Below are 26,022 nucleotides of genomic sequence, written 5' to 3' on the forward strand. Positions count from 1 at the left end.
CGGCGGAGCGACAGCCTGGACCTCATCATTTCGCCGAACGCTGGGACCGACCTGGAGGCGCTCGTGGGGGGCGCGCAAGCGTCCTCCACGGACGTTCGTCGATTACAGGTTCATGTTCAGGATTTTTGTCAAAGACGCGGATGGTCCATGGTCACGCTCATGCTCGAACGCGGTGAAAAACCAGCGTGGCCGGAAAATCTATCCGAACGGGGCTGGAACTGAGGCTGCCCTGCCATACGATGTGATCCCAAGGGCCGCATGGCGGTCAGCATGCCCGAGCGATGATTTCGGATTGGATCGTGCTTGCGGTGTACAGCGAGACATCCAGCGGCAGATTCCCAAAAGCAAGCTGACAAAGCAGGTAGTTGGCACCTGCCTCCTCCATCTGGTTAAGAAGGTCCTGTCGCACGGAAGATGGCGTTCCGACGACGCACAACTCACTCTCAAGTGCCGCATCGAAGGTCAGCGGCAGGTTAGGTGGTGTGGGAATGGCATTGAGCTCATAAAGAAATTTGAAGCTCTCCAGCCATCGTTGGTAAGCCGTTGCCGCCAAGGAGTAGGCGTCCTGGTGGTCGCGCGCAATCACAACCATGCGGAGCAACCCAAGGAATGGCTCCCGATCGCTCGCCTCAGCGCTGTGCGTTCGATGAGCTCGGAAGGCGTCCGTGACTGTTCGCACGATTGAGGAGGGACCTACACATGCGAGATTGGCGCCGTTCGCGGCCGCCCAAGCCGCCGACTCGGCTCGATTGCTGGCGATCCATGTCGGCGGATTGGGACGCTGATGAGGCCTCAGCGTCACAGGGATGCCCCTGAGTTCAAAATGCTGCCCCTGATAGGACAGTGAATGCTGTTTCATCGCGCTCGCAAGGATTTCGCTGGCTTCGTCATAGCGGCTCGGCGCGACGTCGGCGCCAATACCGAAATAGCCCAACTCGATCGGCACCGAGCCTCGTCCGATGCCGAGCTCGAGCCGGCCGCCGCTCAATTGGTCCAACATACAGACTTCTTCAAACGCGCGTAATGGATGATAAAGATTGAGCAGCATGACCAGAGGACCAAGACGAAGGCGCCGCGTGCGCTGCGCGACACTTGACAGGAACAGATTCGGCGACGGACCTCTGCCGTGTGGGGTGCAGTGGTGCTCTGCCAGGTGATACGCGTAGAAACCAAGAGAGTCGCACTTCTCCGCCAATGTGAGACGGTCCGCGTATTGCTGAGCTGCGTCGCGGCCGTCGTCATCCAGATGGTCGAAGATGCCGCAGGTCAACTTTGAAGGAATGCCGTTGTTCATTCGAATTGTCTCCGATTGTAGGTTACTGCAGGCCGGCCCGATCCGCGCCGTCGAAGGAGCAGTGTTATCGACGTTCATGCATGCGACGGCTTGTCAGCATTCGTTGCCTCTTTGGCCGGTTGCACGATGCGCAAGCGCGAAGATGATCTCGGCCGCCCGCCGCCGTCACCCGGCGTTGGTTTCTACTTGTCGTCACTGTTTGCCGTTTGGACATCTGCACCCGCTGCATAACGTTCGCGCCTGGTTGCTGGCCGTCTTCAAGTGTGCGGAAATCGCGTGGACCGCGGCGAGAAACGCATCGATCTGGCTTGTTGTCCCGATACTAATGCGAATGCTGTTTTCCAGACCCTTGTCGGCAAAGAAGGCGACAAGGATCTTCTGCTTCTCCAGGGCTGCCTGCCACCATCTGCCGTCTTGTGGTCCCGGCACGCGGGCAAGCACGAAGTTTGCGTGGGACGGCGCCACGCAGAAGCCAAGCTGCGACAATTCGGCGCTAACTCTCTCCCGTTCTTGCTTGATATGCCGATGATTGGCTTCATAAGCGCTGCGATGTGCAAGAATGCTGATGCCAACCGCGTGAGCGATCACATTCATATTGAAGACGTTCTGGATGTTACGGAGTCTGCCAATGAGCTCGGGATGACCGATACCAAAGCCAACGCGAATGCCCGCGGCGGCATAGCTTTTCGAGAGCGTCCGCAGGATGAGAAGATTTGGATAACGGCTAAGGAGACGCAGGCCGTTGTCAGGAGCGAAGTCGACATAAGCCTCGTCCAGAACGATCAGGCGATCGGATTGGGCCAGCAGGCATTCGATATCGGCGATCGGAATGAAGAGTCCGGTCGGATTATTCGGGTTCGCCAACAGAAGAAACTTGGCAGCTGTTGCAGGCCCGGACAGAAGCTGTTCGATCGGCAAACGCTGAGGAGCTGCGCATTCGACCTCTATCAATTGGGCAGCTTGCAACATGGCGAGCTTGCGGTTGAACGTGAAGCCTGGGGCGACCATTGCGATGCGGTCGCCAGAGACAAGGAAAGCCTTGTAGATCAAGCCGAGAAGTTCAGATGATCCGTTGCCAGCGATCACATGATTCGTCGGGACGCCGTAGGCGTTGGCGGCCGCCTCCCTCAAGCGGAGGTTGTCATGCTCCGGATAGAGATGCTGCCGTTCAAGGGCCGCTAGCGCGCCTTGCATAACAATGGCGGGCATGGGGAAGGGATTCTCGTTCATATCCAGCTTCACGTAGCTTGTGTCTGGAGCCGCCCGGGCAGTTGGCAGAACTTCCAATCCGCACGCCACCGGGCTGAGGGCGGAAAGCACGCTTCGCAGTTTGTCGTCCGACATGGTGTGTTCTCCCTATGAATAGCCAAGTGCCGGCGCAGCGTATGCGGGTCGATTGAGCTGATGAGACGTTGCAGGAGATTGATGATTGTTATTCGCGGACGACGCTGCAGGTAACCAAAGCCTCGCAGCGAGGGGAGGTCGAACCAGGAGTCCTCGACGCGAAATGACCGATACCAGACAGACTGTGACGAGCTCGACTTGTCGGCGCGAAGCAAATCATGACTCGTTCCGCGAGGAAGCGCTTCCGCGCCTAATCAGCTTTGGCGTCAGTGTTCCGGGTGCGAATTCGTCGTTCGGCACATTGGCATCAGACAAGTCCGATAGCACGACAGCGAGCACAACGAACGCGATGATGATCGCGAACGCCACGACAATCGCGAGGATCGCAACGCCTAGGTCGAGAGGATGTCTCGTCATGCGATGGCCTTGCTCAATATCCAGGCGCTATTCGGATCGGGACGATCAGTTCTGCTCGGCGGCTTCGATGGCGTTATCGTGCCAGCGATAGACGACGAAGCCTGGAGACGCGTTGTCTCCATTGGGATCGAATCGGACCGGGCCGATCACCGTATCGATCGGCTGCGAACGAAGCGCAGCGGCCACCCGTGTCGCGTTGAAGGATCCGGACCGTTTCACCGCTTCGGCCCATGCTTGGACGGCTGCGTAGGCGTAAAGCGTGTAGCCTTCGACGGATGAATTCGAAGCTTTGAGCCTTGCCACGACGTCGGCTGCGCTCGCGTTCTTGGCGGGATCTGGCATGAAGGTGAACAAGGTACCGTTCCCAGCACTGCCCGTGATGGCCCAGAATTCAGAGGTCATCAGTGGATCGTTCCCCACCACCGTCAGGCCGGTACCAGCTTGTGCCGCCTGTCGCACAATCAGCCCGATTTCAGTGTGATAGCCGCCGATATAGGCAATCTGGATCCCGTCCTTTTTCAGTCTCGAGACGAGTGCCATGTAGTCCTTTTCGCCGGCCACATAGCTTTGCCGCACGACACTTGCGCTGCCGTCGCGAAGCCTTGCCTCGACAATATCGGCAATGCCCTTGCCAGCTGTACTCTTGTCGTCAAGGACAGCGATCGCCTTGTTCGGATAGTGCCGCAGGATGTATTCGGCTGCCACGATGCCTTGGTGGTCGTCGCGGCCGCAAATGCGAAAGACGGTCTTAAGTCCGCGCTCTGTCAGCCGCGGATGGGTGGATCCAGGCGAAATCTGAATAATTCCCGCCTCGGCGTAAACATCGGAGGCTGGAATCGACGAGGACGAGCAGAAGTGGCCGACGACCAGCCGGACCCGATCGATGATCAGCTTGTTTGCAACCGCGACGGCCTGTTTGGGGTCGCACGCATCATCGACGACACTCAATACGATCCTGGTGTCGGCAAGCAGGCCCGATGCGTTTAGCGCATCGACGGCCGCAGTGGCACCATCGCGCATCTGCTTACCGAATGCAGCGCTGCTTCCACTCATTGGACCAGCTACCGCAATGGAGACATCGGCGGCAGACGCTGCGGAAGCCAGGGCACAACACAGGATGGCTGCGCTTGCAGCGCAACGGGTATGCCAACTCGACATTGTGGAGCTCCCGATGTTTGCCTTGTGCTGTCAGCCTGGTCGCTCCGATCATGGGCTGGTCGGTGCGATGGGCCAGGGTTATCCCCGATCGTTCGTCGAAGACCGTGGGACCCGGGTTAGACCGTACAATTTGACGCTAGGTGCGTTTCAAGCCCCTTATCGGGAGCGCGCGATCAATAAGTCAAAAATTCGTCGGCTGATGAAGCTACAGTAGAAAGAGATATGCGATAGCTCGCTCACCCCCCCCCCGCGAAGGTCGGAAACCGGAGGTCAGTGACATCAGCATCAGGAGGCAGGTCGGCAGTCTCGTATGATCAGGCGGCGCCGCTCAGTACGGCTGATCCTCCAGGGCGGCGAGTGCGAGATCGAGATACTGCATGAGATTGGGATCCCAACCAGCAAGGCTCTGAGGCGCACTCAATCGCGCGAGCACTTTCAGGATTTTTGGGACGGTCGAATCGGCTCCTGCGATTTCGCCGATCAACTGGCGTGCCTCAAGAGCCACCGATCTTGTCCGCTCGCTGCATGGATGCTCGTCGCGATCCACACAGTCACGCAGTTCATCGCGGATTCGTCGCCACCGCTCCTCGCGATCCGCAGCCAGGGTGCACGTGCATGGTCGTGGCTCGGTGCGTTTCTCCACCCGCGCCATCGCATCCAGCGTGGCGGGCAACTCATCTACACTGACGCGAACTTCGCCATCGGTTGTCATATTGCGTAAGCGGTCTCGCAACAGAGTCGCACGAGCAACTTGCAGCTCGATACGCTCCAGATGCTTGCGCAACAAGTCAGTAAGCGAGGTGCGTCCCTCCATTGCTCTGCGGATCTCCTGAAGGGAGAAGCCAAGCTCGCGCAGCGCTCGAATCTGATGGACACGTTGCATGCTTTCGCGATCATACATGCGATGACCGCCATCCGTGCGCCCCGAGGCGGCAAGGAGTCCGGTATGCTCATAGTGATGCAGCGTGCGTACCGTTACTCCGGTAGCATCTGCAAGTTCGCCAATGCGCCATCGACGCCTTCGTTGTGTAGCTTTGGTCATGTTCTTTCGATTTCAAAGCCTACAACCTGACGTCACGTGAGATTCAAGCTATTTCAATGACCTAGCTGAATCTTCTTCCATTCCGGCGCAAGCAAGGGGACGATCTTAGGGTGCCGCTCGATCAAGCGGCAGGGGAAATAGCGTCCATCAAGCTGATCAGGGACGCCAAGCCAGCTTCGCTCGTCGCTGCTCGCTCCAGAATGAGCTTTGCGATTGCCGTTCGGTTTTCAGGAGTGCGCATCGAGGCGGGCAGCGCAGTGACGGCTTTGTCAAACATCGTTCCCAGGACTGATAGATCCTCGGGATCGAAGATACCATTGTGCTGCTGCAACGTCGGGCTCCCTATTTGTCATTGTGCGAGGCGCGCGCCCATGGCCAAGACGTTTGGCTGCGGTAGGGCCAAAAGGAGACGGGCTGGCGGCGTGCAGCGGCGATGATGCGGTATGCCCTCAAGTGATGCCGTCGAGCAACACAATCGTGCATCGCTTTGTCTTGATGTCTCGCGAGCGATTGAGCGAGCCGTTCTTCGCACAATCTATCAGCTGACGACATTGGAGTGGCCGAGCAAAGCGAGAATAGCACTATATTGCTGCCGTCGGATGTTGGGCTCTGTTTCCTGAGCAGACTCTATTGCCGGCTGAGCGCCGTTGCTCGGGCGGGCGGCTCGATAGCAATTTGCGACGGGCTGCACAATAGGGTGGTGCAAGTGGTCAGTCTGAAAGCTGTCGCGCGCGAGACGACAATAGCAATCGGCAGAGTCCAAATGTCAGGCGGTTGAGGTGGCCAAATCCGGCATCCGATTCACGGGTGTCGCGCGCTTTATGGAATTGCGCTCACGATGAATGGGAGTCCGCCCTCACGAAGTATTCGGACGGGCGCTGATTGGTGGGAAGAATGGCTGAAGCGAGGTGCCGACTGGACTTCGAGCGTTTAGATGCTCGCGCGACGTCACGAGGAGGGGACATGCATGACGCTTCCTGTAACAGTATGTCTCGCATCCATATGCTTGCTGGATCACTATTATGAAGAGCAGGCCACTGGACGGCTTCAGTGAATGCGGGAAGCGAGAACGGAAGTGTCACAATGCGCAGTGGCGTCGTTTTCTCGAAGTGCTTAACCAACCGTAGAGGCATCATTCCGATTCGGTCAGTACCTATCAGCATCGGTGGGATCATGCTGAAGCTTTGCACGACGAGGTCGACGCGGCGCTTGAGCCCATGTCTAAGCAAAAAATATTCTTCGATCGAGGGCTTTCGCGTCAGATCGCATCCAACGGCGACCTGCCCGATAGACATATATCTTTCGAGTGTAAGCCGACGCGATAGCCGCTTGTTCGTGTGACAGCCGACGCAGACGAGCCGTTCCTCGAATAGCGCTGCTTTAGGATGCCCGTTTGACATGAATGAATCCGGAAAAATCAGAAAGTCGACTTCCCCACGCCGGAGCAGCTGATCGTGGTCGTCGGCGACCGGCAGCAGTTCGAAGCTGACCGTGGGCGCTTCCTGCGCAACACGTTCCACGATCCGACGAAAAAACACCAGCGTGACGAAATCGGAAAGGCTGATCCTGAACCGGCGCTCCGATTGGGCTGGATTGAACGCCTCCCGCGAAATCACAGAAAGCTGGATGTGCAGCAAGGCCTCGCGAACGGGACCAGCAAGCGCTTCCGCTCGCGGTGTTGGGACAAGTGTTCGGCCGCTCATCGCAAACAAGTCATCGCGGAAATAGGCGCGCAGCCGGGCGACGGCAGCACTCATGGCCGGCTGACTGAGATTGATTCGGCGCGCTGCCGCGGTCAGGTTGCGCTCGGTCATCAGGGAATCGAGGGCGACGAGAAGATTCAGGTCAAGGCCCTTGAAACGCATATCTTTTCACCCCGCTGAAAGCGTTTGCGTTGCACTCCTTGAGCCGCAACGGTTAGGTCTGGAACGATCGCGCTAACCGTCCAGGAGGTCTCGATCTGGCGGCGCGATCGTGAGAAACAGCTCGCGTGTTTGGGCCAACAGGCTGATCGACCCGAGGTGGAGCGGGCGAGGAGCGTGTAACTCGGCGGTTTCGGACCTGATCGTTGCCGCACTCCGGCAACAACATCCCTCAGCGTGAAGACCATTCTAGGTAGAACGCTGGTGTTCACGCCGACAATGTCGCAAGTGCGCTATCGACATCCGTGTGACGGATCGTTGCTCACGATTGCCAGCCTACAACCTGACGCAGTGTAAGGTTCAAGCGTTTTCGTTCCACTGCTGTTGTTATGGTCCGTAAAGTGGAGCGTTCCTAGGTCTCTGCCGCCTTCGGCGAAGGCGCACGGTCGAATCCAGAGCATCACCATCGTGCAAGAGCCGATCGTGGTGCTTGCTTGGCAAGGTCTGGCAGCATCGGCAGGCGGGAGGCGCCCGCCAAAACCGGCTTGAGATCTGGATGAGTGGGACGTCGGCACCGGAAAGCTCGGCGGGCACGTTGGGTCCGCGCCGCGGCTATCGTCCGATCGAAGCCGGCCCTGCCAAGATGCCGTGAACGCGGTCCTGCTGAAACGTCGCAGGTCAGCGACCGAAGGGCCTTCGAATGCTCTCAGGCGCAAATCAGTATCCCCGCCCGCAACGGCTTGCGAAGGTTCGCGATCAACCTAGCAGCGTCTGCGACGTGGTGGCGTCTCGGGTGGCAAGGTCATGCTTGACGCTTCCTGCAGCAATATCCGCCGCATCCAGATGCTGGCCGGATCGGTATTGTGGGTGGCAGGCCATTGGATGGCTTCGGTGAAGGCGGGAAGGGCCAGCGGTGGTTCGACGATCCGTAGGGGCACCAGTTTTTCAAAGTGCCGAGCCAATCTTAAAGGCATTGTTCCGATCCGAGTGGTGTCCAATACGACCGGGGGGATGAGGCTGAAGCCCTGCACGACGACCTCGATTCGTCTCTTGAGGCCGTGCTCAAGCAAATACCACTCCTCGATATTGGGCCTCAGGGCTCTGCCGAACTTGGCCGCGACATGTCCCATCGACATGTATCTCTCGGCCGTGAACTTGCGTGCGAGCTGCTTATTTGTACGGCAGCCGACGCATACCAGTGTTTCCTCAAACAGACTGGCCTTGGGGTGCGCGCTCGACATGAACAATTCGGGCACGACAAGGAAATCGACTTCGCCACGTCTGAGAAGCTCGCCGGGTTCATCTGAGAACGGAAGCAACTCGAAGCGGACAGCGGGAGCCTCCCGAGCGACGCGGTCTATGATCTTTCGGAAGAATACGATCGTCATGAAATCGGAGAGGATAATCCGGAAGCGCCGGCTCGATTGAGCCGGGTCGAACGCGTCCCGCGAAATGATGGACAGCTGGATGTGCAGCAAGGTCTCCCGAATTGGAGCAGCGAGCCCTTCTGCGCGCGATGTTGGGACAAGTTCGCGACCCCTCATCGTAAATAGTTCGTCGCGGAAGTATGTCCGCAGCCGTGCGATCGCGGCGCTCATGGCCGGTTGACTGAGATTGATCTTGCGTGCCGCTGCAGTGAGATTGCGCTCGGTCATCAGAGCATCGAGCGCAACGAGAAGATTTAGATCAAGGCCCTTGAACCGCATCTTGTGACTCTATCCATCGTATGGATGTGTTCTATCAAAACAATCGATTTTACCCAATCATGCCGAATGTTGGATAGCAAACATCAGTTGGAGAAAGTGAATCAGGCATAGCAAGATGGCTGTCGCTCTTCGCGCCGTGGTTTCCGAAAACAGTTCCAGGGAATGCGCGCAGCGTCAGCCGGGCCACGCTGGGCCGGTCTGTCTTGCTGGACTATGCGAACTGAATTCCGTCAATTTGGTTCGGCGGGCGCTTGGAAAGCCCGACAGGCACCTACTTTCGATAAACCTTGGTATGGTTTTTTCATGCCTTTCCATACCGGCGATTTACCCGCGTACACTTGAGGCAACGATCGTCATTGACTTAGGTTCGCGACGACACGGCAGACGCGGATCGCGCGCGCAACTCTCCGTACCACCTGCGAAATGGTTCGCGCGTCCATCGCGTTCAAAGTGTATCGAAAATGCAAATGACACTCATAGATCGGCGGCCTGCGGTGCAGGAGATTGCAACCATCGCCCGTGCCGATAGCTCGTTCGACAGACCGCGAGGCCGTCGAAACGCTTCCGTGCTTTCGGCGTGTGATTGCCGGTCGGGCGGACGTGGTTGGCGGACTGCTCACGTCACCGAGGCCGCTTTCGCGCCGCTGTCGAAGGAGAGCACGCCATGAATATTGCTGTTTCAGGCTCGACGGAAGGTGTTCCCATGCGCTCTCAAGTGCAGTGGATCGTGCGCTGGGAAAACGAGCTCCAGCTCGCCGACCATATCGAGCTGTCCGAATTCTTTCGAAAGAGCTACGGCCCGACGGGCGCGTTCAACGCCCAGCCCTTCGAAGGTGGTCGAAGTTGGGCCGGTGCGCGGCCTGAGCTGCGCATAATCGGCTACGATAACCGCGGCGTGGCGGCACATCTCGGCTTGTTGCGGCGCTGCATCAAAGTCGACGAAGTCGATCTGCTCGTCGCCGAACTGGGACTCTATGCTGTACGACCGGATCTCGAAGGACTCGGCATCAGCCATTCACTGCGCGTGATGTATCCGGTCCTCCAGCAACTCGATGTCCCATTCGGCTTTGGTACGGTTCGTCCGGCGCTCGAGAAGCATCTCACAAGATTGGTCGGCCGACAAAAGCTCGCGACCCTGACCCCTGGAGTTCGCGTACGGTCGACCCGTCCAGACGTGTATCTCAATGTGCCGCCCACTCGGATCGAAGAGGTCATCCTCGTCGTGTTCCCGATTTCACGCGCGATCAGCGAGTGGCCGACAGGCACCTTCATTGATCGGAACGGGCCCGAGCTGTGAAGCGGCACGATTGCTTGTCCGTGGTGCGAAGCGAGTACCCGGACATTGACGGGAGTCGGAGCGTCTATTTGACGTTTGACGACGGCCCAAATCCGCTCTGCACACCGGCGATCCTCGACGCGCTGGCGGAGCACCAGTGTCCGGCGACGTTCTTTGTGATCGGCGTTCATGCAGCCGATCAGCCTGGGCTCGTCCGACGAATGATTGCCGAAGGGCATGAAGTAGCAAACCACACAATGACGCATCCCGACCTATCCCGATGCGAGCCCGCCGACGTGGAACATGAAATCGTCGCGACAAGCAGGCTCATCAATGCGGCGTGCCCGCAGGCTTCGGTCCGGCACGTGCGCGCGCCGTATGGCCGATGGACCGACGAGGTTCTCGCTCTGTCAGCTCAGAGCGGGCTTGCGGCCCTCCATTGGTCGGTAGATCCACTGGACTGGTCTCGACCGGGCGTTGATAGCATCGTGAACACGGTACTGGCAGCTGTCCGGCCGGGTGCAGTTGTGCTGCTGCACGACGGATGTCCGCCTGGTGAGTTGGAGCTGGACCATCAAGCTGGTGATCGCGACCAGACCCTCATTGCGCTATCGACTCTGATCCCCGCGCTGCGCACGCGCGGGTTTGCAATCCGTCCGCTTCCTCAACTCCACTGAACAGACTGGCTTCCTATGGATTTGCTCGCCGCAACCAGTACCGTCGCTGTCTCGTCTTATGCGCTGCTCTCGACGGTCTATAAGAGCGTACAGGCGCTCTATGCCACGCCGACAGAGACGCCATCTCCACCGCCCGGACTGCGGCAAACGGCTGCCGGTCTGCCGAGTGTAGATGTCATCGTGCCCTGCTTCAACGAAGACCCGCAAATCCTGTCGGCGTGCCTGCAGTCCATTGCAAATCAGGATTATGCCGGCAAGCTCCAGGTCTTTGTCGTCGATGACGGTTCGGCAAACCGGGATGCGGTTGGGGCCGTCCAGAGGATCTACGCCGATGATCCGAGGTTCAGCTTCATTCTGCTGCGCCAGAACGCCGGAAAGCGCAAAGCGCAGATCGCCGCCATACGCCGCTCATCCGGTGATCTGGTGCTCAACGTCGACTCGGACACTGTCATCGACGCCGACGTGATAACGAAACTCGCATCGAAGATGAGCGATCCTGAGATCGGTGCGTCCATGGGGCAGTTGACTGCCAGCAATCGGAATGACACCTGGCTGACCAGGCTGATTGACATGGAGTACTGGCTGGCCTGCAACGAAGAGCGGGCCGCACAGGCCCGCTTTGGCGCGGTTATGTGCTGCTGCGGCCCATGTGCGATGTATCGCAGGTCGGCGCTCGTTCTGCTGCTCGATCAGTACGAAGCGCAGTTCTTTCGCGGAAAGCCGAGTGATTTCGGTGAGGATCGCCATCTTACGATTCTCATGCTGAAGGCAGGGTTTCGAACCGAATATGTTCCTGACGCTATCGCCGCAACAGTGGTTCCGGACAGGCTTGCGCCGTATCTGCGCCAGCAACTGCGGTGGGCGCGGAGCACCTTCCGCGACACGTGGCTGGCGATGCGCCTGCTGCCCGGTCTCGATAGCTACCTGACGCTGGACGTGATCGGACAGAATCTCGGCCCCCTGCTTCTTGCTGTGTCGTTCCTGACCGCGCTCGCGCAGATCGCTGTCACGGGTACAATGCCATGGTGGACCGTGCTGACGATCGCATCGATGACCATGATTCGATGCAGCGTGGCAGCGTTTCGCGCTCGCGATATTCGATTTCTCGGCTTTTCGCTGCATACGCCGATCAATATCCTTCTCTTGCTTCCCGTGAAAGCGTACGCCCTGTGTACCTTGAGCAACAGCGATTGGCTGTCGCGTAAGGTCACCAGTCTACCGGCTGGCAGTGAAGAACGCCTCGCCGTTCATCAGGCCAACACTCGACGAAAAGCTGCAGCGGGCGCGGGCACTGACGACGCCGTTCGGCGGGCCGATCTTTCGCGCAGGCCGTCAGGCTTGGTGACGAGCGACAACGTTTGCAGCGGCGAGTGACCAAAAGACCGACAACTGGATGGGGTTTCTCGTGACGCAGGGCACAATGTACCACTTGCTGGAGCGTGAGCTCGCGGCCGATGATCCGTGGCGGCTCGACGGTAATCCGTTCGAACACGAGCGTCACGCGCAAATGCTCCGGATGTCGCTTTCCAGAGGTGCAATTGCAAACGCACTCGAGGTCGGCTGTGCAGCCGGAGCGTTCACGGAAAAGCTGGCGCCCAATTGCCAGCGGCTCACAGTGGTCGACGTCATGCCGCGTGCGATCGCGCGTGCGCGTCAACGAATGAGCAAATGGTCGCACATCACGTGGGTCACCGCCAGCATCCAACTGTTTTCACCCCCGGAGCAGTTCGATCTGATCGTGGTGGCGGAGGTTCTGTATTACCTCGAAGACATACCCCAGATGCGCGAGGCCATCGCGAAGCTGGTGAAGATGCTGGCGCCGGATGGACGTCTGGTGTTTGGGTCCGCGCGTGATGCCACGTGCCGGCGCTGGGGGCACGCGGCCGGTGCCGAGACCGTCATTGACATTTTCAAGGAGACCTTGTTCGAGGTCGAACGTCTGCACTGCCAGGGGGATCTGATCGACGAAGGCTGCCTGCTGGTCCAGTTCCGCAGTCCGATCCAATCTTCAGACCAATCGAATCGCCGCGACTAGGCAAGGGGGACGTATGCGTATCTGTGGTATCAAACTAACCCATGACGGGGCGATTGCTGTTGTCGACGACGGGCGGCTTGTCTTCTGCACCGAGCAGGAGAAGCGGAGCAACAATCCTCGCTACCAGCTCATCGACAACCTCGATGCAGTCGTGACTGCCCTCACCGAGCATGGTCTCGATCCGCGGGATATTGATCAGTTTGTCATCGACGGCTGGGACGGGGAAGTCGAGTCCAAATTCCAGGTTCTCAGCGGGGCGGTACCCATCACGCTCAAAGGGGGGCCCTATGTCGAGCGCCATGGCGAGGGACTGCTCGATTCGGTGGACGGCTTTGGCCTGATCCTGGCCAATAAGGTCTTTCCATATAAGAGCTATCCGCATGTCACGGGCCATGTCGCCTCCGCATACTGTACGAGCCCATTTGCCAAAGCCGGGCGACCCGCGTTCTGCCTGGTCTGGGACGGCTGCATCTTTCCGCGCCTTTACTATGTTGAACGCCGCGGCGCGCGCCTCATTGACTGCCTGCTTCCCATGATCGGTCACGCCTATGCTGTCGCAGGCCATCATTTCGGACCTTACAAGCAGGCGAACCGCAGCAATTGGGATTTAGGCGTCGCCGGCAAACTGATGGCTTACATCGCTCTCGGAGCCGTTGATGAAACCATCGTGGCGGTGTTTCAGGAGCTCTACGAAAAACGCTTTGCATCCGATACGGACGAAGCTCGTCGTTATCGTGCCGATATCAACAACGCGGAGTCCTCGCTTGCGGCTCTGCACGACTTCTTCGACGCATGTGCGCTGCGATTGGGCGAGAAGCGGCCGGAAGACGTACTTGCATCATTCCATGAGTTCCTCGAACGCCTGCTCGTGCGGGAAATTGCGCTTGTCTTGCTGCGGCACTCATCACTTCCGGGCGCACGAAATCTCTGCGTCGCCGGTGGATGCGGCCTCAATATCAAATGGAACAGTGCGCTACGCGCGACCGGTCTGTTCGACGATGTCTGGGTGCCGCCGTTTCCGAATGATAGCGGCTCGGCAATTGGGGCTGCTTGCGCTGCAATGGCGGCGCAGAATGGCTACGTTCCGCTCGAATGGTCAGTCTACAGTGGTCCGGCCCTGCAGGCCGGAGAGGTCGCCCCGGAATGGGAGGCCACGCCCTGCAGCATGCAGGAGCTTGCAGCCATTCTCGCCAGCAACAAGCCCGTGATCTTCCTTACCGGACGCGCCGAGCTCGGACCGCGGGCTTTGGGTGGCAGAAGCATCCTTGCAGCCGCAACGTCTCCCGAGATGAAGGATCACCTCAACGACATCAAGCGTCGCGAACACTTCCGACCGGTCGCCCCGATTTGCCTTGAGGACCGGGCACCGGAGATCTTCGATCCTGGAACGCCAGATCCGTACATGCTCTTCGATCATCAGACGCGAGCGGAATGGCGCCATAAGGTCCCCGCTATAGTCCATCTGGACGGATCTGCGCGATTGCAGACCGTTCCCAGGACATCGCAACACAAAGTCGCCGAGCTCCTTGTCGAGTACGAGCGCCTCACAGGCCTTCCTTTGCTTTGCAACACCAGCGCCAATCACCACGGACGCGGCTTTTTCCCAGACGCTGCCGCGGCCTGCCAATGGGGTCGCGTTGAACACATATGGTGCGACGGCCTGCTCTGGACCAAAGCGGTTGTCAGGAATCCGTTGTCGCCTGAACCGCTTCTTTCAGCCTAAGGTAAACATGTCGAGCGTAGCAATCGACCTTGCCGGCGTTAGAAAGTCATTCGACGACAGGATCGTTGTCAACGATCTGTCGTTCAGCGTGGCACGAGGGGAATGCTTCGGTCTGCTCGGGCCGAACGGCGCCGGCAAGAGCACGATTGCGCGGATGGTCATGGGGATGATGGCGCCCGATGCGGGAAAGATTACAGTCCTCAACGAACCTGTGCCGGCCCGCGCTCGGGTGGCACGCCTGCGTATCGGCGTGGTGCCGCAGTTCGACAACCTTGAACTCGAGTTTACGGTACGAGAAAATCTGCTGGTCTTCGGTCGCTACTTCGGCATGAGTTCACGTCAGGTCGAGGCGGCCGTGCCGGAACTGCTCGATTTCGCCCGCCTCCAGAGCAAGGCCGACGCGCGCGTCGCCCAATTGTCGGGCGGGATGAAACGGCGGCTGACGCTGGCGCGTGCGCTGATCAACGATCCGCACCTGCTGGTCATGGATGAACCAACCACCGGTCTCGATCCGCACGCGCGCCATCTGATTTGGGAACGTCTTCGAGTGCTGGTGGCACGCGGTATGACGATTCTCCTGACCACCCACTTCATGGAGGAAGCCGAGCGGTTATGCGATCGGCTGTGCGTGCTAGAAAATGGAGTCAAGCTCGTCGAGGGCAAACCCCGCTCGTTGATTGATGAGCAGATCGGGTGCGACGTGATCGAAATCTACGGCGGCGACCCACACGACCTGCGTGCGCTGATTGAACCGTATGTGCGGCACGTCGAAGCGAGCGGCGAGACGCTGTTTTGCTATGCGTCAGATCCAGGTCAGGTTCGCAGCAGACTGCAAGGTCGGGCGGGGCTTCGCCTTCTGCAGCGCCCGCCAAATCTCGAGGACGTCTTCTTGCGATTGACTGGGCGCGAGATGGAGAAATGAGGATGGTTCAAGGTTATGCGGCGACCTTGCCCGCTAACGCATATAACTGGATCGCGGTATGGCGACGCAACTTTCTGGCATGGAGGAAAGTTGCGATCGCATCCGTTCTCGGCAATCTCGCCGATCCCCTCACCAATCTGTTTGGTCTGGGCTTCGGCCTCGGCATCATCGTTGGTCGTGTCGAGGGTACCTCATACATCGCATTTCTAGCGGCCGGAATGGTCGCGACCAGCGCGATGACGTCGGCGACCTTCGAAACAATGTATGCGGCGTTCGCCCGCATGGACGCAAAGCGCACCTGGGAAGCGATCCTGTCCACGCAGCTTACGCTCGGCGACATTGTTCTGGGCGAATTGGCGTGGGCGGCGAGCAAGTCCGTCCTGGCGGGGACGGCAATCGGAATTGTCGCGGTCATGCTGGGCTATGCGCCGTGGCGCTCCGTTTTCTACGCAATGCCTGCAATTGCCTTGACCGGCGTCGTATTCGCGAGCCTAGCCATGGTCGTGATATCTCTCGCGCCCAGCTATGACTACTTCGTGTTTTACCAGACGCTCTTCATCACGCCCATGGTATTTCTGTGCGGGGCAGTCTTTCCCGCCAGCGAACTGCCGGGCGCATTACAACGCCTGGCGAGCTTATTGCCGCTGGCGCATTCGGTCGACCTCATCCGCCCGGTGATGCTTGGGCGGGCCGATGGTGGCATTGCCCTGCACATCGCAGCGCTGTGCGTATACGCGATATTGCCGTTCCTGGTTTCGACAGCACTGTTCCGTCGGCGCCTGATGCGTTGACCTCACGTGAGGCTGAAGGAAGAGGTTACAAAGGATGCAGCCTGCGGTTGGGGTCGCGGCACCTCGGAACGCCGCAGCATGACACGTCGGGCGCACACCTGTCTTCGGACGGACAATGCCAGTCAGTGCCAGGTCGCAGCCCAGGGCATGCCGTCTCGGCGCCACGAAGCAAGAGAGGCGCGATTGATTGATCGCAAGTCGCCAAGTCGGGCGAGACTTGTGAGGAGCTCGGTTGGGATGTTTGTCGCGCGGGTTTCAGGAGGACTTCGAGGGGACAGCCCAATTTATTGTGGGATAGGCAAATCCCGCTTCCGCGACGCCTTCTCTTATCCAACCCATATCCCGGAACGAGGCAAAGCAAATGCTCGCTGGTAACTCGACGAACGATCGCTTCGTTGTTTCTCGACGACGCACAGGGTTCGGTGATTGCCTATGGTCCCTGGCCGCAGCGTGGCGGTATGCGCGGCGAACCGGGCGCACGCTTGCCATTGATTGGCGGGGCTCCTGCTATCTCGATCAACCATTCACCAATGCATTTCCAGTGTTTTTTGAGCCGGTTCAGGAGATCGCCGGTGTGCCGGTCATTTGCGATGATCGGATCAATCAGTTTGCATTTCCGGGCCCGTTCTTTCCGCAGTGGTGGAATAAGCCACCGATCGAGTGCGTTTATCGGCCAGATGAGCAGATTTTCCGAGAGCGCGACGAACTGGACAAGCTGTTCCAAAGCGAAGAGGGCACCGACGCCAATACGGTAGTGTGTGACGCCTGCCTCATGTGGCGTTGCGATTCTGACGCCGAGCGGCAGATATTCCGGAGTGTCAAACCGCGATCGGAAGTGCAGACCCGGATTGACGCGATCTACCGCGAGCACTTTGAGGGGCGCAGCATCATCGGAGTTCACGTCCGTCACGGCAACGGCGAAGACATTATGGGACATACGCCCTACTGGGCGGACCCGACACTCGCTTTGCGCCAAGTCTGTGCGGCGATTGATAAAGCCAAGGCGATGCCTCACCCAAGACCCGTACGGGTGTTCGTGTGCACGGACAGTGAGCTCGTCCTTGAGAAGATAACAGGTATATTTCCTGATGTTTTCACGACCCCAAAGCGGTTCCAGGCGCCTCATGCCGGACCCTTGCATAGTGCAACACTCGGAGCAGACGGCGGCTTTTCGGCCCTCATCGAGATGTATCTCCTGGCGAGGTGCGAAACTGTGGTTCGGTTTCCGCCGACCAGCGCGTTCACCCGCTATGCCAGCCTGTTCGTCCCGCGTGTGATCGAGTTCGATCTAAATGACCCGAGCCGCTTGATCGTGATTGAACAGCCGGCGGCGGAGTGTGCCGATTGATGGCGATTACAGCTGTGCATTTGTGAGCTCGGCAGCATCCGCGTCAGTCGCCCCGGCGATCCTCCATTGCGAGAATCTGTCCCTTCACAATAGATGACGCTGGGTGCAAGTGTGATTTTTGGCGGGGCGGTAGCTTGAAAGGCGACGGCCTCATCAAGCTGACGGAGTGCGAACAAATGGTCTTGCTTATGCATGGCGCGCGGCCAACGCGTGCGTACCAAGCGAGGCCGGAAAGACCAATCGCGACCCGGCCGATCTGACGGGTCTCCATCACGAAATCTTACGCATCGCGTCCGACGCCGGCATCCAAGAGCCTCAAGCCGGAGCGTCAACGTATCAATGGCCGGTTTCCGACGCCAAATCGGGGAGCGACGCTGTGCGTGCAACGGTCGTGCACACTCGTATGAACCGACGCGCAGTGTAGAGTTGTTGCGGGCGGATCAGCTTTACGACGTCTCCCTCGTTTCGTGGTGTTAGCGGCAGACCAAACTTTGCAATGTCATATCGATGCAAAGCGCAGTCGTAGGCAAACCTGACGTAGAAGCATGTCGCGTCAGATTTGTGCTTGCGATCGTGCGCGGTTGGAAGCTGCGGCGACGCGCCTTCTTGACGCAGCACTCCGATCCGGCCAGAAGTAGCTCGTCTGCGCTCTCACAACCAGCTTGCGGATGCGATCGGGCGAGGCCAACTCTATCGGGTCAATGAGCGTGGGCCGGCAGCCTGTCGGGCACGCGCGAATTATAGATGAGTTCGATAGCGCGCGACGGGCAAGATGTGTCGGTTAACGTCGGATGGATCACATGGCGCGCGCCGCCATGCTCAAGGGGAGGGCGCGTGCCCTACGGTTTGTCATTGTCAGAATGCAAACGCGCAATGTCTGGAACAGAACAGGCTGTGCGCGAACGCGACATTGGGCTGCAAAACCGACGCGGACATCGTCTGCCTTGCCGTGGCCCAAATCCTGCAATGCATTCGGGAGCAGGCTGAAGGATGGGGAGGCGTGCTTGAATCTCAATTTCGCAAATGCCGATCCGGCAGCCACCGCGCCTTTGGTGAGGGGCGTGGCTTGCCCGTTTCATGCCGATCAAGCGCGCGTCCGACCGGGAGAACAGAAAACGCTGTTGCTGACAGGGGCATCGCGTGGCATTGGCCATGCGACCGCCAAGCTGTTTTCGGACGCGGGTTGGCGTATCATTTCCTGCGCGCGCCAACCGTTTGATGGCAGCCGGTGCCCATGGGAATCAGGGACTGACGATCATGTCCAGGCCGACCTCAGCGACCATCGGATGCTCCCGCGCGCCATCGCTGAGGTCAAGGAGCGACTTGCAGGGACACCGTTGAATGCGTTGATCAACAACGCCGGCATGTCACCGAAGACACCAGATGGCACCCGCTTGACATCATTGGCGACGTCTATCGAGACCTGGATGCAGGTGTTTCATCTCAATCTGGTGGCGCCGATCCTGCTCGTACAGGGTTTGTTTGACGAGCTGAAATCAGCGTCAGGTTCGGTCGTCAACGTGACCTCGATCGCCGGCTCACGGGTGCATCCGTTTGCGGGCAGCGCCTATGCGACGTCGAAGGCTGCGCTTGCAAGTCTCACGCGCGAAATGGCGCACGATTATGCGCCACACGGCATTCGCGTGAACGCGATCGCTCCCGGCGAAATCAGGACCGAGATGTTATCGCCGGACACGGAAGCCCAGCTTGTGCCAAACATCCCGCTACGTCGGATAGGCACGCCCGAAGAAGTCGCCAAGGTCATCTTCTTCCTATGCTCAGATGCGGCAAGCTATGTCACGGGTACCGAGGTGCCGATTAATGGCGGCCAGCATCTGTAGCCGGCAGGCTCTGGCAATTCATAACTTGATTTGAGCAGATCAATGGATCTCGCGTTCTCCGCCGATAACGTGCAGCGATCCACGAACATGAAGATGGCGGATCAACGCTTTGTGAAGTTGCTGTCGCACCATGAAAGGATGTCATCTATCTATGTCATCTCGTCAAACTGGGCGCTAGATTGAGCATGACATGCAACACGAAGCTCGCAGACCCGAACAAGATGCCAGGCAGGATGATCATAACAACGGAGACCTTCGCATGCTGCATATGGCTTGCGCGCGCGAAAGATCACAGTCAGAGACAGACCGCGAGATCTGTGTTGAGCCGCGGCGCGAGAGTGCGCTGAGCGGCATCTTTGAAATATCGAAGGTGCTCGCCGCTCCGTGCCGGCTCGAAGTCACGTTGACCAATGTCGTGGATCTGCTGCAATCGTTTGTGCAGATGCGACACGGCATCGTCTCGCTGTTCGACGATGATGGCATGCCGGATATCACGGTCGGAGCCGGCTGGAGCGAAGGCAGTGATGAGCGTTATCGGATGCGTCTGCCACAGAAGGCGATCGATCAAATTATGGCGACGGACAGGCCGCTCGTCGCTCAAAATGTGGCTGCTGAGCCGGCCTTCACTGCCGCGGACCTGGAGGTGCTTGGGGCGTCCGACAATCAGCCGGTCTCCTTCATCGGTGTGCCCATTCGCATCGACGCAAAAGTCGTCGGGACCCTGACCATCGACCGCATTCTCGACGACAGGTCGGACGTTTTGCTCGATTACGACGTACGTCTGCTGACCATGATCGCCAATCTGGTCGGGCAGACAGTGAAGCTGCATCGCCTGTTCGCCTGTGACCGCGAGCGACTGATGACGGAAAAGGACCGGCTGCAGAAGCAACTGCTCGAGCTTAAGCCGCCCGCGCGGGAACGTAAGAAGGTTCATGTTCAGGGCATCATTGGCGACAGCCCGGCTCTGCGAGGCTTGCTGGACAAGATTGCCGTGGTTGCCAAGTCTAACAGCACGGTTCTGCTGCGCGGCGAATCCGGAACGGGTAAGGAGCTGGTCGCCAAGGCTATTCACGAGCTCTCGCCGCGTGCCAAGCGGCCCTTCATCAAGCTGAATTGCGCTGCCCTCCCGGAGGCGGTGCTGGAGTCCGAGTTGTTCGGTCATGAGAAAGGTGCGTTTACCAGCGCGTTCAGTTCGCGCAAGGGACGCTTCGAGCTCGCCGACAAAGGCACTCTGTTCCTTGATGAAATCGGCGAGATCTCGCCCTCGTTTCAGGCAAAGTTACTACGCGTCCTGCAAGAGCAGGAGTTTGAGCGCCTCGGCAGCAATCAGACCATCAAAGTCGACGTTCGCGTGATTGCGGCAACCAATAAGAACCTCGAAGAGGCGGTCGTAAGGAACGAATTCCGCGCCGATCTGTATTATCGGATCAGCGTGGTTCCTCTGCTGCTGCCGGCGCTGCGCGAAAGGCGCAGTGATATTCCGCTGCTCGCCGTTGAGTTTCTCGCCGCTTTCAACAAGGAGAACGGCCGCGCGCTGACGTTCGATACCAGCGCGATTGAGGTGCTGATGAACTGCGGATTTCCTGGAAATGTCCGCGAGCTTGAAAATTGCGTCGAACGCACTGCCACTCTGGCGCCGGGACCTTCAATCGTCAGGAGTGACTTTGCATGCTGCCACGGTCAATGCCTTTCCGCGATGCTGTGGAAGAGCAAGCCGGAAGAGGCGACGCCCCAACCGGGACTTGCTGCGCCAATGTCGGTGAGGCCGGCCACGCGGCCCACTGAAGCGGCTGCGCCGCTCGTACCTGTCAGCGATGATCGGCCTCCGCTGCCTGCTGCCGGCACAGCTCTCGTGGGGGGCGGGAAGACGGCCGATCGCGAGCGCGTCATTGCCGCGATGGAACGGTCGGGCTGGGTGCAGGCAAAGGCAGCACGGCTGCTTGGACTAACGCCGCGGCAGATTGGCTATGCATTGAGGAAATATGGAGTCGAGATCAAGCGCTTCTGAACGCAAGAGCGCGTCGCGACGGCAATCAAGTGAGGCAAGCGGTCGGCACAGAGCAAGGCTCAAGGGTTCGCGCGGACTCCTGCATATGATTAGTCGCAGCGGTGAAGCGCTCGTCAAAGGCTGCCCGTAGGTAGTTAACTGGACGCTGCGAGCGCCGCCAAAGCGGCGCGATCACCAACGGCCCACCACGTCAAACCTGTCGTCCGTTGGGCGCTGCGGCCTTGCTGCCGCTGCCGGACCAGCGTCGGGATTGGCGCCAGCAACACAGATTCCATTTTGAATGGTGCGCCGTAGCTGGCAGGTCAACTCCACATCAAGCAGGCCGAACCTGCTGTCGCACCCACGACGAATGTCGGAGTTCTGTCGTCGCCGGAGCTTGGGCTGGTTATGCTGGAATCTCATAAGTCGCTGTATTAATTGATCTATTCTTGGAGTCTGCAATGGTACGACACTTGCTGTTCCCGTTGGCTGTCGAAGCCTCCGGAGAACAACATGCACACCGTCGTCTGCATCAAGCAGGTCCCCGATTCCGCGCAGATCCGCGTTCACCCAGTCACCAATACGATCATGCGCCAGGGCGTGCCGACCATCATCAACCCGTACGATCTCTTTGCGCTTGAGGCCGCACTGGAGCTGCGCGATCGACTCGGCGGTGAGATCACGGTGCTTACAATGGGGCCGCCGTCGGCGGAGGATTCGTTACGCAAGGCGTTGACCTTTGGCGCCGACCGCGCCGTTCTGCTTACCGATCGCTGTTTCGCCGGCTCCGATACGCTGGCAACGACTTACGCGCTGGCGACTGCGATCCAAAAGATTGGTCAGGAATATGGCGCGCCAGACGTCATATTTACCGGCAAGCAGACCATCGACGGAGATACCGCGCAGGTCGGGCCCGGCATCGCCAAGCGGCTCGGCGCCCTGCAGCTGACCTACGTCGCCAAGATCAGAGATCTGGATTTGACAGCGCGTACGATCGAAGCGGAGCGACGCTCCGAAGGCGGCGTCCAAGTTCTGCAGACCAAACTGCCATGTCTCATTACGATGCTCGAGGCGACCAACCAGATTCGCCGCGGTGCCATGGCCGATGCATTGCGCGCCGCTCGCGCGTCAATCGTGAAATGGAGCGCGCAGGACGCCGGCGTCGAGGACCTCTCCAAATGCGGACTCAAGGGCTCGCCGACCGTCGTCAAGCGTGTGTTCGCTCCCTCTGCGCGCGCTGAAAAGGCGGCGCTGGTGGAGGCGGCCGAGCAGCCGGCGCAAGCGTTGATCGATGCCATTTTCAAGCACCAGCCAAAGCTTGAGACCGATCTTGCGACACTCGTCCGCGATGTCTGATCCGCAGGATCGTTAGGCGATGGGCCACGTTGTCGGAGCAGCGCGTTGCCGGCGAGTGAGCATACCCTCGTCAAAAGGGCTGTTCAGTGCGTACAGCGCAGCTCGCGGGTCGCGAATATTCTTGTATCGCATGACGGCTCGCTGAACTATCTGCCCAGTCGAGCGCGTGTGGAATACCATCATATCACTTCAAGGTGGCGCGATAGTTCGGCCCCTGATGATGAGTTCGCCTGCGGATGCAGCCGGCTCGAGGCCGACCTCTGCGAGGTGAAGCGGAGCGCCTGCCAGCCGAGCCACAGTGGGGTCAGAGGCCCAGCGATACCGATCCACGAATCTCAACCGGAGCAAGTCGATGATCGCGATTATGGTCGTGTCCTCGCGGCGCGGGCGTCAGCACCAGCAGTGCGCTGATGGCGATCGCGAGCGGGGTCGAGAGTCCATCCGCCAAGACGGCCCCTGACGATTCGCGTCAGGGGCCGTCATGACGGCCAAGCGATTGGGGCTAGCGCGGTGTGGCTTGCAAAGCCCCGGTGGGTCGTTCGGGCCGCGCCGGCTTCGCAACTCTCGAGGGCTTTTTGGTTCCGGGATAGACGGTAAGTGCCGCAATGATGCCGAGCAGGGCCGCGAACATCAGCCAAAAGCCGGGCGAAGCCTTATCGTCAGTTTGATTGATGAGCCAGGTCGAGGCAAATGGCGTAAAGGTGCCAAACAGGGCGGCCGCGAGCGCAAAGGCCAGGGAGAAGCAGGTGGTGCGCACATGCGTCGGTACGATCTCAACAAGCGCGCCCAACATGGTGCCACTGTAGATGCCGAAATAGAATGAGAACATCATCGCCACTGCCAGCATCTTGGCGAACGAGGGCGCACTGACGAGCCAGGACAAGGCAGGATAGGTGGTCACCAGCGCGAGCCCCGCAATGGTCAGCAGAACCGGCTTGCGGCCGATTCGGTCAGAAACGGCGCCGCCAACCGGATTCCAGATGAAATTGGTGACGGCAACCAAGAGTGTCACCAAGAGAGCGTCCTGGCTGGACAGTTTCAAGACACTCTTGCCAAATGTAGGCGTGTAAACCGTGACGAAATAGAAGGTCGTCGTGGTCAGGATTGCGATCATCATGCCGAGAATGACCACGCGCCAGTTGGCCAGCGCCGAAGCAAACACCTCGCGGGTCGTGGGATGCTTCTTCATGGCCAGAAATTCCGGCGTTTCCTCCAGCGTCCTTCGCAGGAAGAAGATTAGCGGAATAATGAGGCAGCCGAGAAAGAACGGGATGCGCCAGCCCCAAGCGGCCACCGTTTCGGCCGGAATCGATTCGTTCAGGACGTAGCCTATGATCGCTGCGACGAAGATCGCGACCTGCTGGCTGGACGACTGGAAGGAGGTGTAGAAACCGCGCCGGCCCGGCGTTGCGATTTCCGACAGATAAACCGAAACGCCGCCAACCTCGACGCCGGCAGAAAAGCCCTGCAGCAACCGCCCGACCAGCACGATGATGGGCGCTGCGATGCCGATTGTCGCGTAAGTCGGACAGAAGGCGATAATCACGGTGCCGATTGCCATGATCGAGAGTGTGACGATCAAGCCTTGCCGACGTCCGAGCTTGTCGATATAGGCTCCGAGCACGATCGCGCCAACCGGACGCATCAGGGCGCCGAGCCAGAACACGCCGAAGGTGTTGAGCAGCGAAGCTGTTTCGCTCTCCGAGGGGAAGAACGCCTTCCCAATGGCGCTGGCGTAAAAGCCGAACAGAAAAAAGTCGAACTGCTCGAGGAAATTGCCGCTGGTCGCACGCAAGATCGCGCCGATGCGCGACTTGGCCGTTGCATGCGAATTGGACGCTTGTGACACCGCGAGTTTCCTTCCCATCTGAAATGGCCGGTTGCGGAAGACCCTCTCGCCGGCCGAGCTGTAATTCGGGCCGGGAATTGCCATGATTGGGTATTGCCGACCGGTCGGACAGCGCCTGATCTTTTCGGCATATTTTCGGCGGTTGCCGCGTGGTTACACAGATTATCAAGACCAGTTTTTTTCTGTTACGTCAGGAACCAATCGCGGAGGAAGTGGCAGCTTTGGCCGTTGGTAGGCGCACATCATCGACCGCCCGCGCAAACTTCTCGCAGCTGCGCGATCGTCAAGCTGTTTAGCCGAATCAGGCCTGCCTGAGCAGGTCAAACCTCCAAGGCGATCGTGCATCTTGTGATGGACGGCGTGGATGTGACCGTTCTCGTCGATGACGTAGCTGCACACCAAATATGGAGGTGCAACCCAAGGTTCACGTCATCAATCGGCGACGTCCTCATATCGGCGGTCGAAAATCGAGAAGCCAACGGATGCGTACAACTTCACCGCCTTCGGACTGTCGAACTCGTCGGTCCGAAGCCAAATCCGGCCTGGCTGGCGAGCCCATGCAATTGTAAGGCATTTCGACAGAAAATAACGTCCAAGTCCTTGCCCTTCCAGTTGGGCATCGATGCCGAAGAACAGGAGCTCGACTTCGCGGTCGGATTGTTGGCGGAATTCACATAGACCGCGGGCAACATCGCTGACACGCAGCACGAGCGTCATCAGGTCGTGCGCGCTGATCAGCTGCGCTACCTCGGCCTCGGATGCCTTGGTGCGAAGGTCCCATTGAACGCGATCCCCGACCAGACGGAATAGGCGCAGGTAGTCCTTCACAGCAAGTCGCCGTCCGGTAATCGAGAGCGGCAGCGCTGGCGCTGGAAATCTCATGACCTTCGATGGATCTGTCATCTCAAGATAGGTAACCCACGCCTTCATTGGCTTCGACCGTGTGAGCTGACAACAAGCGGAACCTGGTCGTTCAAGGCAGAAGGCCCATCGTGGCGAACGATCGCAACGACAAGCACCGTCGCCGGAGGTGGGTTTTCTGGACCGCCTTGCTCGTCAACAGTCACCGGCTCGCCAAGCACATGATAGTCCGTTATCGGGAGGCTGGATCGCAATCCGATCTTCAGGTCGGCACCGCGCGAACTGCCGTTATAGGCTGAGACACTGGCCGACTGCGGCACGGCCAAGACCGACGATAGATCATCCCTGATCCGATGCTGACAAAGTCTGATCCGGGAAAACGAGGTGATGTGAAATGGAAGCAGGAGCGTGGTCAGTCCGCCGACGCCTTGGACGACCAGGTTCATCTGACTTGTTCGCTTTCGGGGGAGCGGTCTTTGTGCGGGCCCAAGCGGGCTGCGCGCGTGGTGTCTTTCATCGCGCTCTGGTGGGCT

21 protein-coding genes are annotated in these 26,022 nt (G+C 59.1%); 11 read left to right on the forward strand and 10 right to left on the reverse strand.

Annotated elements, in window-relative coordinates:
- Nucleotides 1-265: 265 nt before the first annotated feature.
- The 7 genes from P6U25_RS10780 to nodD1 form a co-directional block, all read right to left on the reverse strand.
- Nucleotides 266-1,294 (reverse strand): LLM class flavin-dependent oxidoreductase, encoded by a 1,029-nt coding sequence (locus tag P6U25_RS10780; RefSeq protein ID WP_407151222.1) that lies wholly within the window; start codon nt 1,292-1,294, stop codon nt 266-268.
- Nucleotides 1,295-1,486: 192 nt separating this feature from the next.
- Entirely contained in the window at nt 1,487-2,638 is a 1,152-nt protein-coding gene (gene hisC, locus P6U25_RS10785; RefSeq protein ID WP_407151223.1) for a histidinol-phosphate transaminase, read from the reverse strand.
- A gap of 462 nt (nt 2,639-3,100) precedes the next feature.
- Nucleotides 3,101-4,108, reverse strand: a complete 1,008-nt coding sequence (locus P6U25_RS10790; RefSeq protein WP_407151224.1) for a branched-chain amino acid ABC transporter substrate-binding protein — start codon at nt 4,106-4,108, stop codon at nt 3,101-3,103.
- A gap of 433 nt (nt 4,109-4,541) precedes the next feature.
- Nucleotides 4,542-5,255, reverse strand: coding sequence for a MerR family transcriptional regulator (locus P6U25_RS10795; RefSeq protein ID WP_280973099.1), 714 nt, complete (start codon nt 5,253-5,255; stop codon nt 4,542-4,544).
- Nucleotides 5,256-5,376: 121 nt separating this feature from the next.
- Nucleotides 5,377-5,586, reverse strand: coding sequence for a hypothetical protein (locus P6U25_RS10800; protein WP_280973098.1), 210 nt, complete (start codon nt 5,584-5,586; stop codon nt 5,377-5,379).
- 502 nt (nt 5,587-6,088) lie between these two features.
- A complete protein-coding gene (locus P6U25_RS10805; protein WP_407151225.1) occupies nt 6,089-7,120 on the reverse strand; it encodes a LysR family transcriptional regulator in 1,032 nt (343 codons plus the stop codon).
- Nucleotides 7,121-7,878: 758 nt separating this feature from the next.
- On the reverse strand, nt 7,879-8,823 hold the full coding sequence (gene nodD1, locus P6U25_RS10810; protein ID WP_280973096.1) for a transcriptional regulator NodD1: 945 nt from the start codon (nt 8,821-8,823) through the stop codon (nt 7,879-7,881).
- Between the two features lie 664 nt (nt 8,824-9,487).
- Between nodD1 and P6U25_RS10815 the strand changes: the two genes are divergently transcribed.
- The 11 genes from P6U25_RS10815 to P6U25_RS10865 all read left to right on the forward strand — a co-directional run bounded on the left by P6U25_RS10815 (nt 9,488) and on the right by P6U25_RS10865 (nt 22,779).
- Entirely contained in the window at nt 9,488-10,120 is a 633-nt protein-coding gene (locus P6U25_RS10815) for a NodA family N-acyltransferase (protein WP_280973095.1), read from the forward strand.
- Complete coding sequence (nodB, locus tag P6U25_RS10820; RefSeq protein WP_280973094.1) at nt 10,117-10,776, forward strand: chitooligosaccharide deacetylase NodB; 660 nt, start codon at nt 10,117-10,119, stop codon at nt 10,774-10,776. The genes P6U25_RS10815 and nodB overlap by 4 nt, the downstream gene beginning before the upstream one ends.
- A 15-nt stretch (nt 10,777-10,791) precedes the next feature.
- Nucleotides 10,792-12,150 (forward strand): chitooligosaccharide synthase NodC, encoded by a 1,359-nt coding sequence (nodC, locus tag P6U25_RS10825; protein ID WP_280973093.1) that lies wholly within the window; start codon nt 10,792-10,794, stop codon nt 12,148-12,150.
- A 19-nt stretch (nt 12,151-12,169) separates the two neighbouring features.
- Entirely contained in the window at nt 12,170-12,811 is a 642-nt protein-coding gene (gene nodS / locus P6U25_RS10830) for a nodulation methyltransferase NodS (protein ID WP_407151226.1), read from the forward strand.
- 13 nt (nt 12,812-12,824) lie between these two features.
- Nucleotides 12,825-14,534 carry a nodulation protein NodU gene (gene nodU, locus P6U25_RS10835; RefSeq protein WP_280985599.1) on the forward strand — a complete coding sequence of 570 codons (1,710 nt, stop codon included), beginning with the start codon at nt 12,825-12,827 and terminating at the stop codon, nt 14,532-14,534.
- Nucleotides 14,535-14,541: 7 nt separating this feature from the next.
- On the forward strand, nt 14,542-15,456 hold the full coding sequence (nodI, locus tag P6U25_RS10840; protein WP_280973090.1) for a nodulation factor ABC transporter ATP-binding protein NodI: 915 nt from the start codon (nt 14,542-14,544) through the stop codon (nt 15,454-15,456).
- Between the two features lie 2 nt (nt 15,457-15,458).
- A complete protein-coding gene (locus tag P6U25_RS10845; RefSeq protein WP_280973089.1) occupies nt 15,459-16,247 on the forward strand; it encodes an ABC transporter permease in 789 nt (262 codons plus the stop codon).
- Between the two features lie 361 nt (nt 16,248-16,608).
- A complete protein-coding gene (locus P6U25_RS10850; protein ID WP_407151227.1) occupies nt 16,609-17,595 on the forward strand; it encodes a nodulation protein NodZ in 987 nt (328 codons plus the stop codon).
- 1,049 nt (nt 17,596-18,644) lie between these two features.
- Nucleotides 18,645-19,436 carry an SDR family NAD(P)-dependent oxidoreductase gene (locus P6U25_RS10855; RefSeq protein ID WP_280978199.1) on the forward strand — a complete coding sequence of 264 codons (792 nt, stop codon included), beginning with the start codon at nt 18,645-18,647 and terminating at the stop codon, nt 19,434-19,436.
- A 268-nt stretch (nt 19,437-19,704) separates the two neighbouring features.
- Nucleotides 19,705-21,444 (forward strand): nif-specific transcriptional activator NifA, encoded by a 1,740-nt coding sequence (gene nifA / locus P6U25_RS10860; protein ID WP_407152491.1) that lies wholly within the window; start codon nt 19,705-19,707, stop codon nt 21,442-21,444.
- Between the two features lie 492 nt (nt 21,445-21,936).
- Nucleotides 21,937-22,779 carry an electron transfer flavoprotein subunit beta/FixA family protein gene (locus P6U25_RS10865; protein WP_280973086.1) on the forward strand — a complete coding sequence of 281 codons (843 nt, stop codon included), beginning with the start codon at nt 21,937-21,939 and terminating at the stop codon, nt 22,777-22,779.
- A gap of 502 nt (nt 22,780-23,281) precedes the next feature.
- On the opposite strand, the gene P6U25_RS10870 is transcribed toward P6U25_RS10865, so the two are convergent.
- The 3 genes from P6U25_RS10870 to P6U25_RS10880 all read right to left on the reverse strand — a co-directional run bounded on the left by P6U25_RS10870 (nt 23,282) and on the right by P6U25_RS10880 (nt 25,935).
- The gene (locus P6U25_RS10870) at nt 23,282-24,628 is read right to left on the reverse strand and encodes an MFS transporter (RefSeq protein ID WP_407151228.1); all 1,347 of its coding nucleotides are present in this window, start codon (nt 24,626-24,628) and stop codon (nt 23,282-23,284) included.
- A gap of 432 nt (nt 24,629-25,060) precedes the next feature.
- Nucleotides 25,061-25,456: a GNAT family N-acetyltransferase gene (locus P6U25_RS10875; RefSeq protein WP_407151229.1), complete on the reverse strand. Its 396-nt coding sequence runs from the start codon at nt 25,454-25,456 to the stop codon at nt 25,061-25,063.
- A 98-nt stretch (nt 25,457-25,554) separates the two neighbouring features.
- Nucleotides 25,555-25,935, reverse strand: coding sequence for a hypothetical protein (locus P6U25_RS10880; RefSeq protein WP_407151230.1), 381 nt, complete (start codon nt 25,933-25,935; stop codon nt 25,555-25,557).
- Nucleotides 25,936-26,022 lie beyond the last annotated feature (87 nt).

Source organism: Bradyrhizobium sp. ORS 86 (assembly GCF_045571475.1).
Taxonomy (GTDB): Bacteria; Pseudomonadota; Alphaproteobacteria; order Rhizobiales; family Xanthobacteraceae; genus Bradyrhizobium.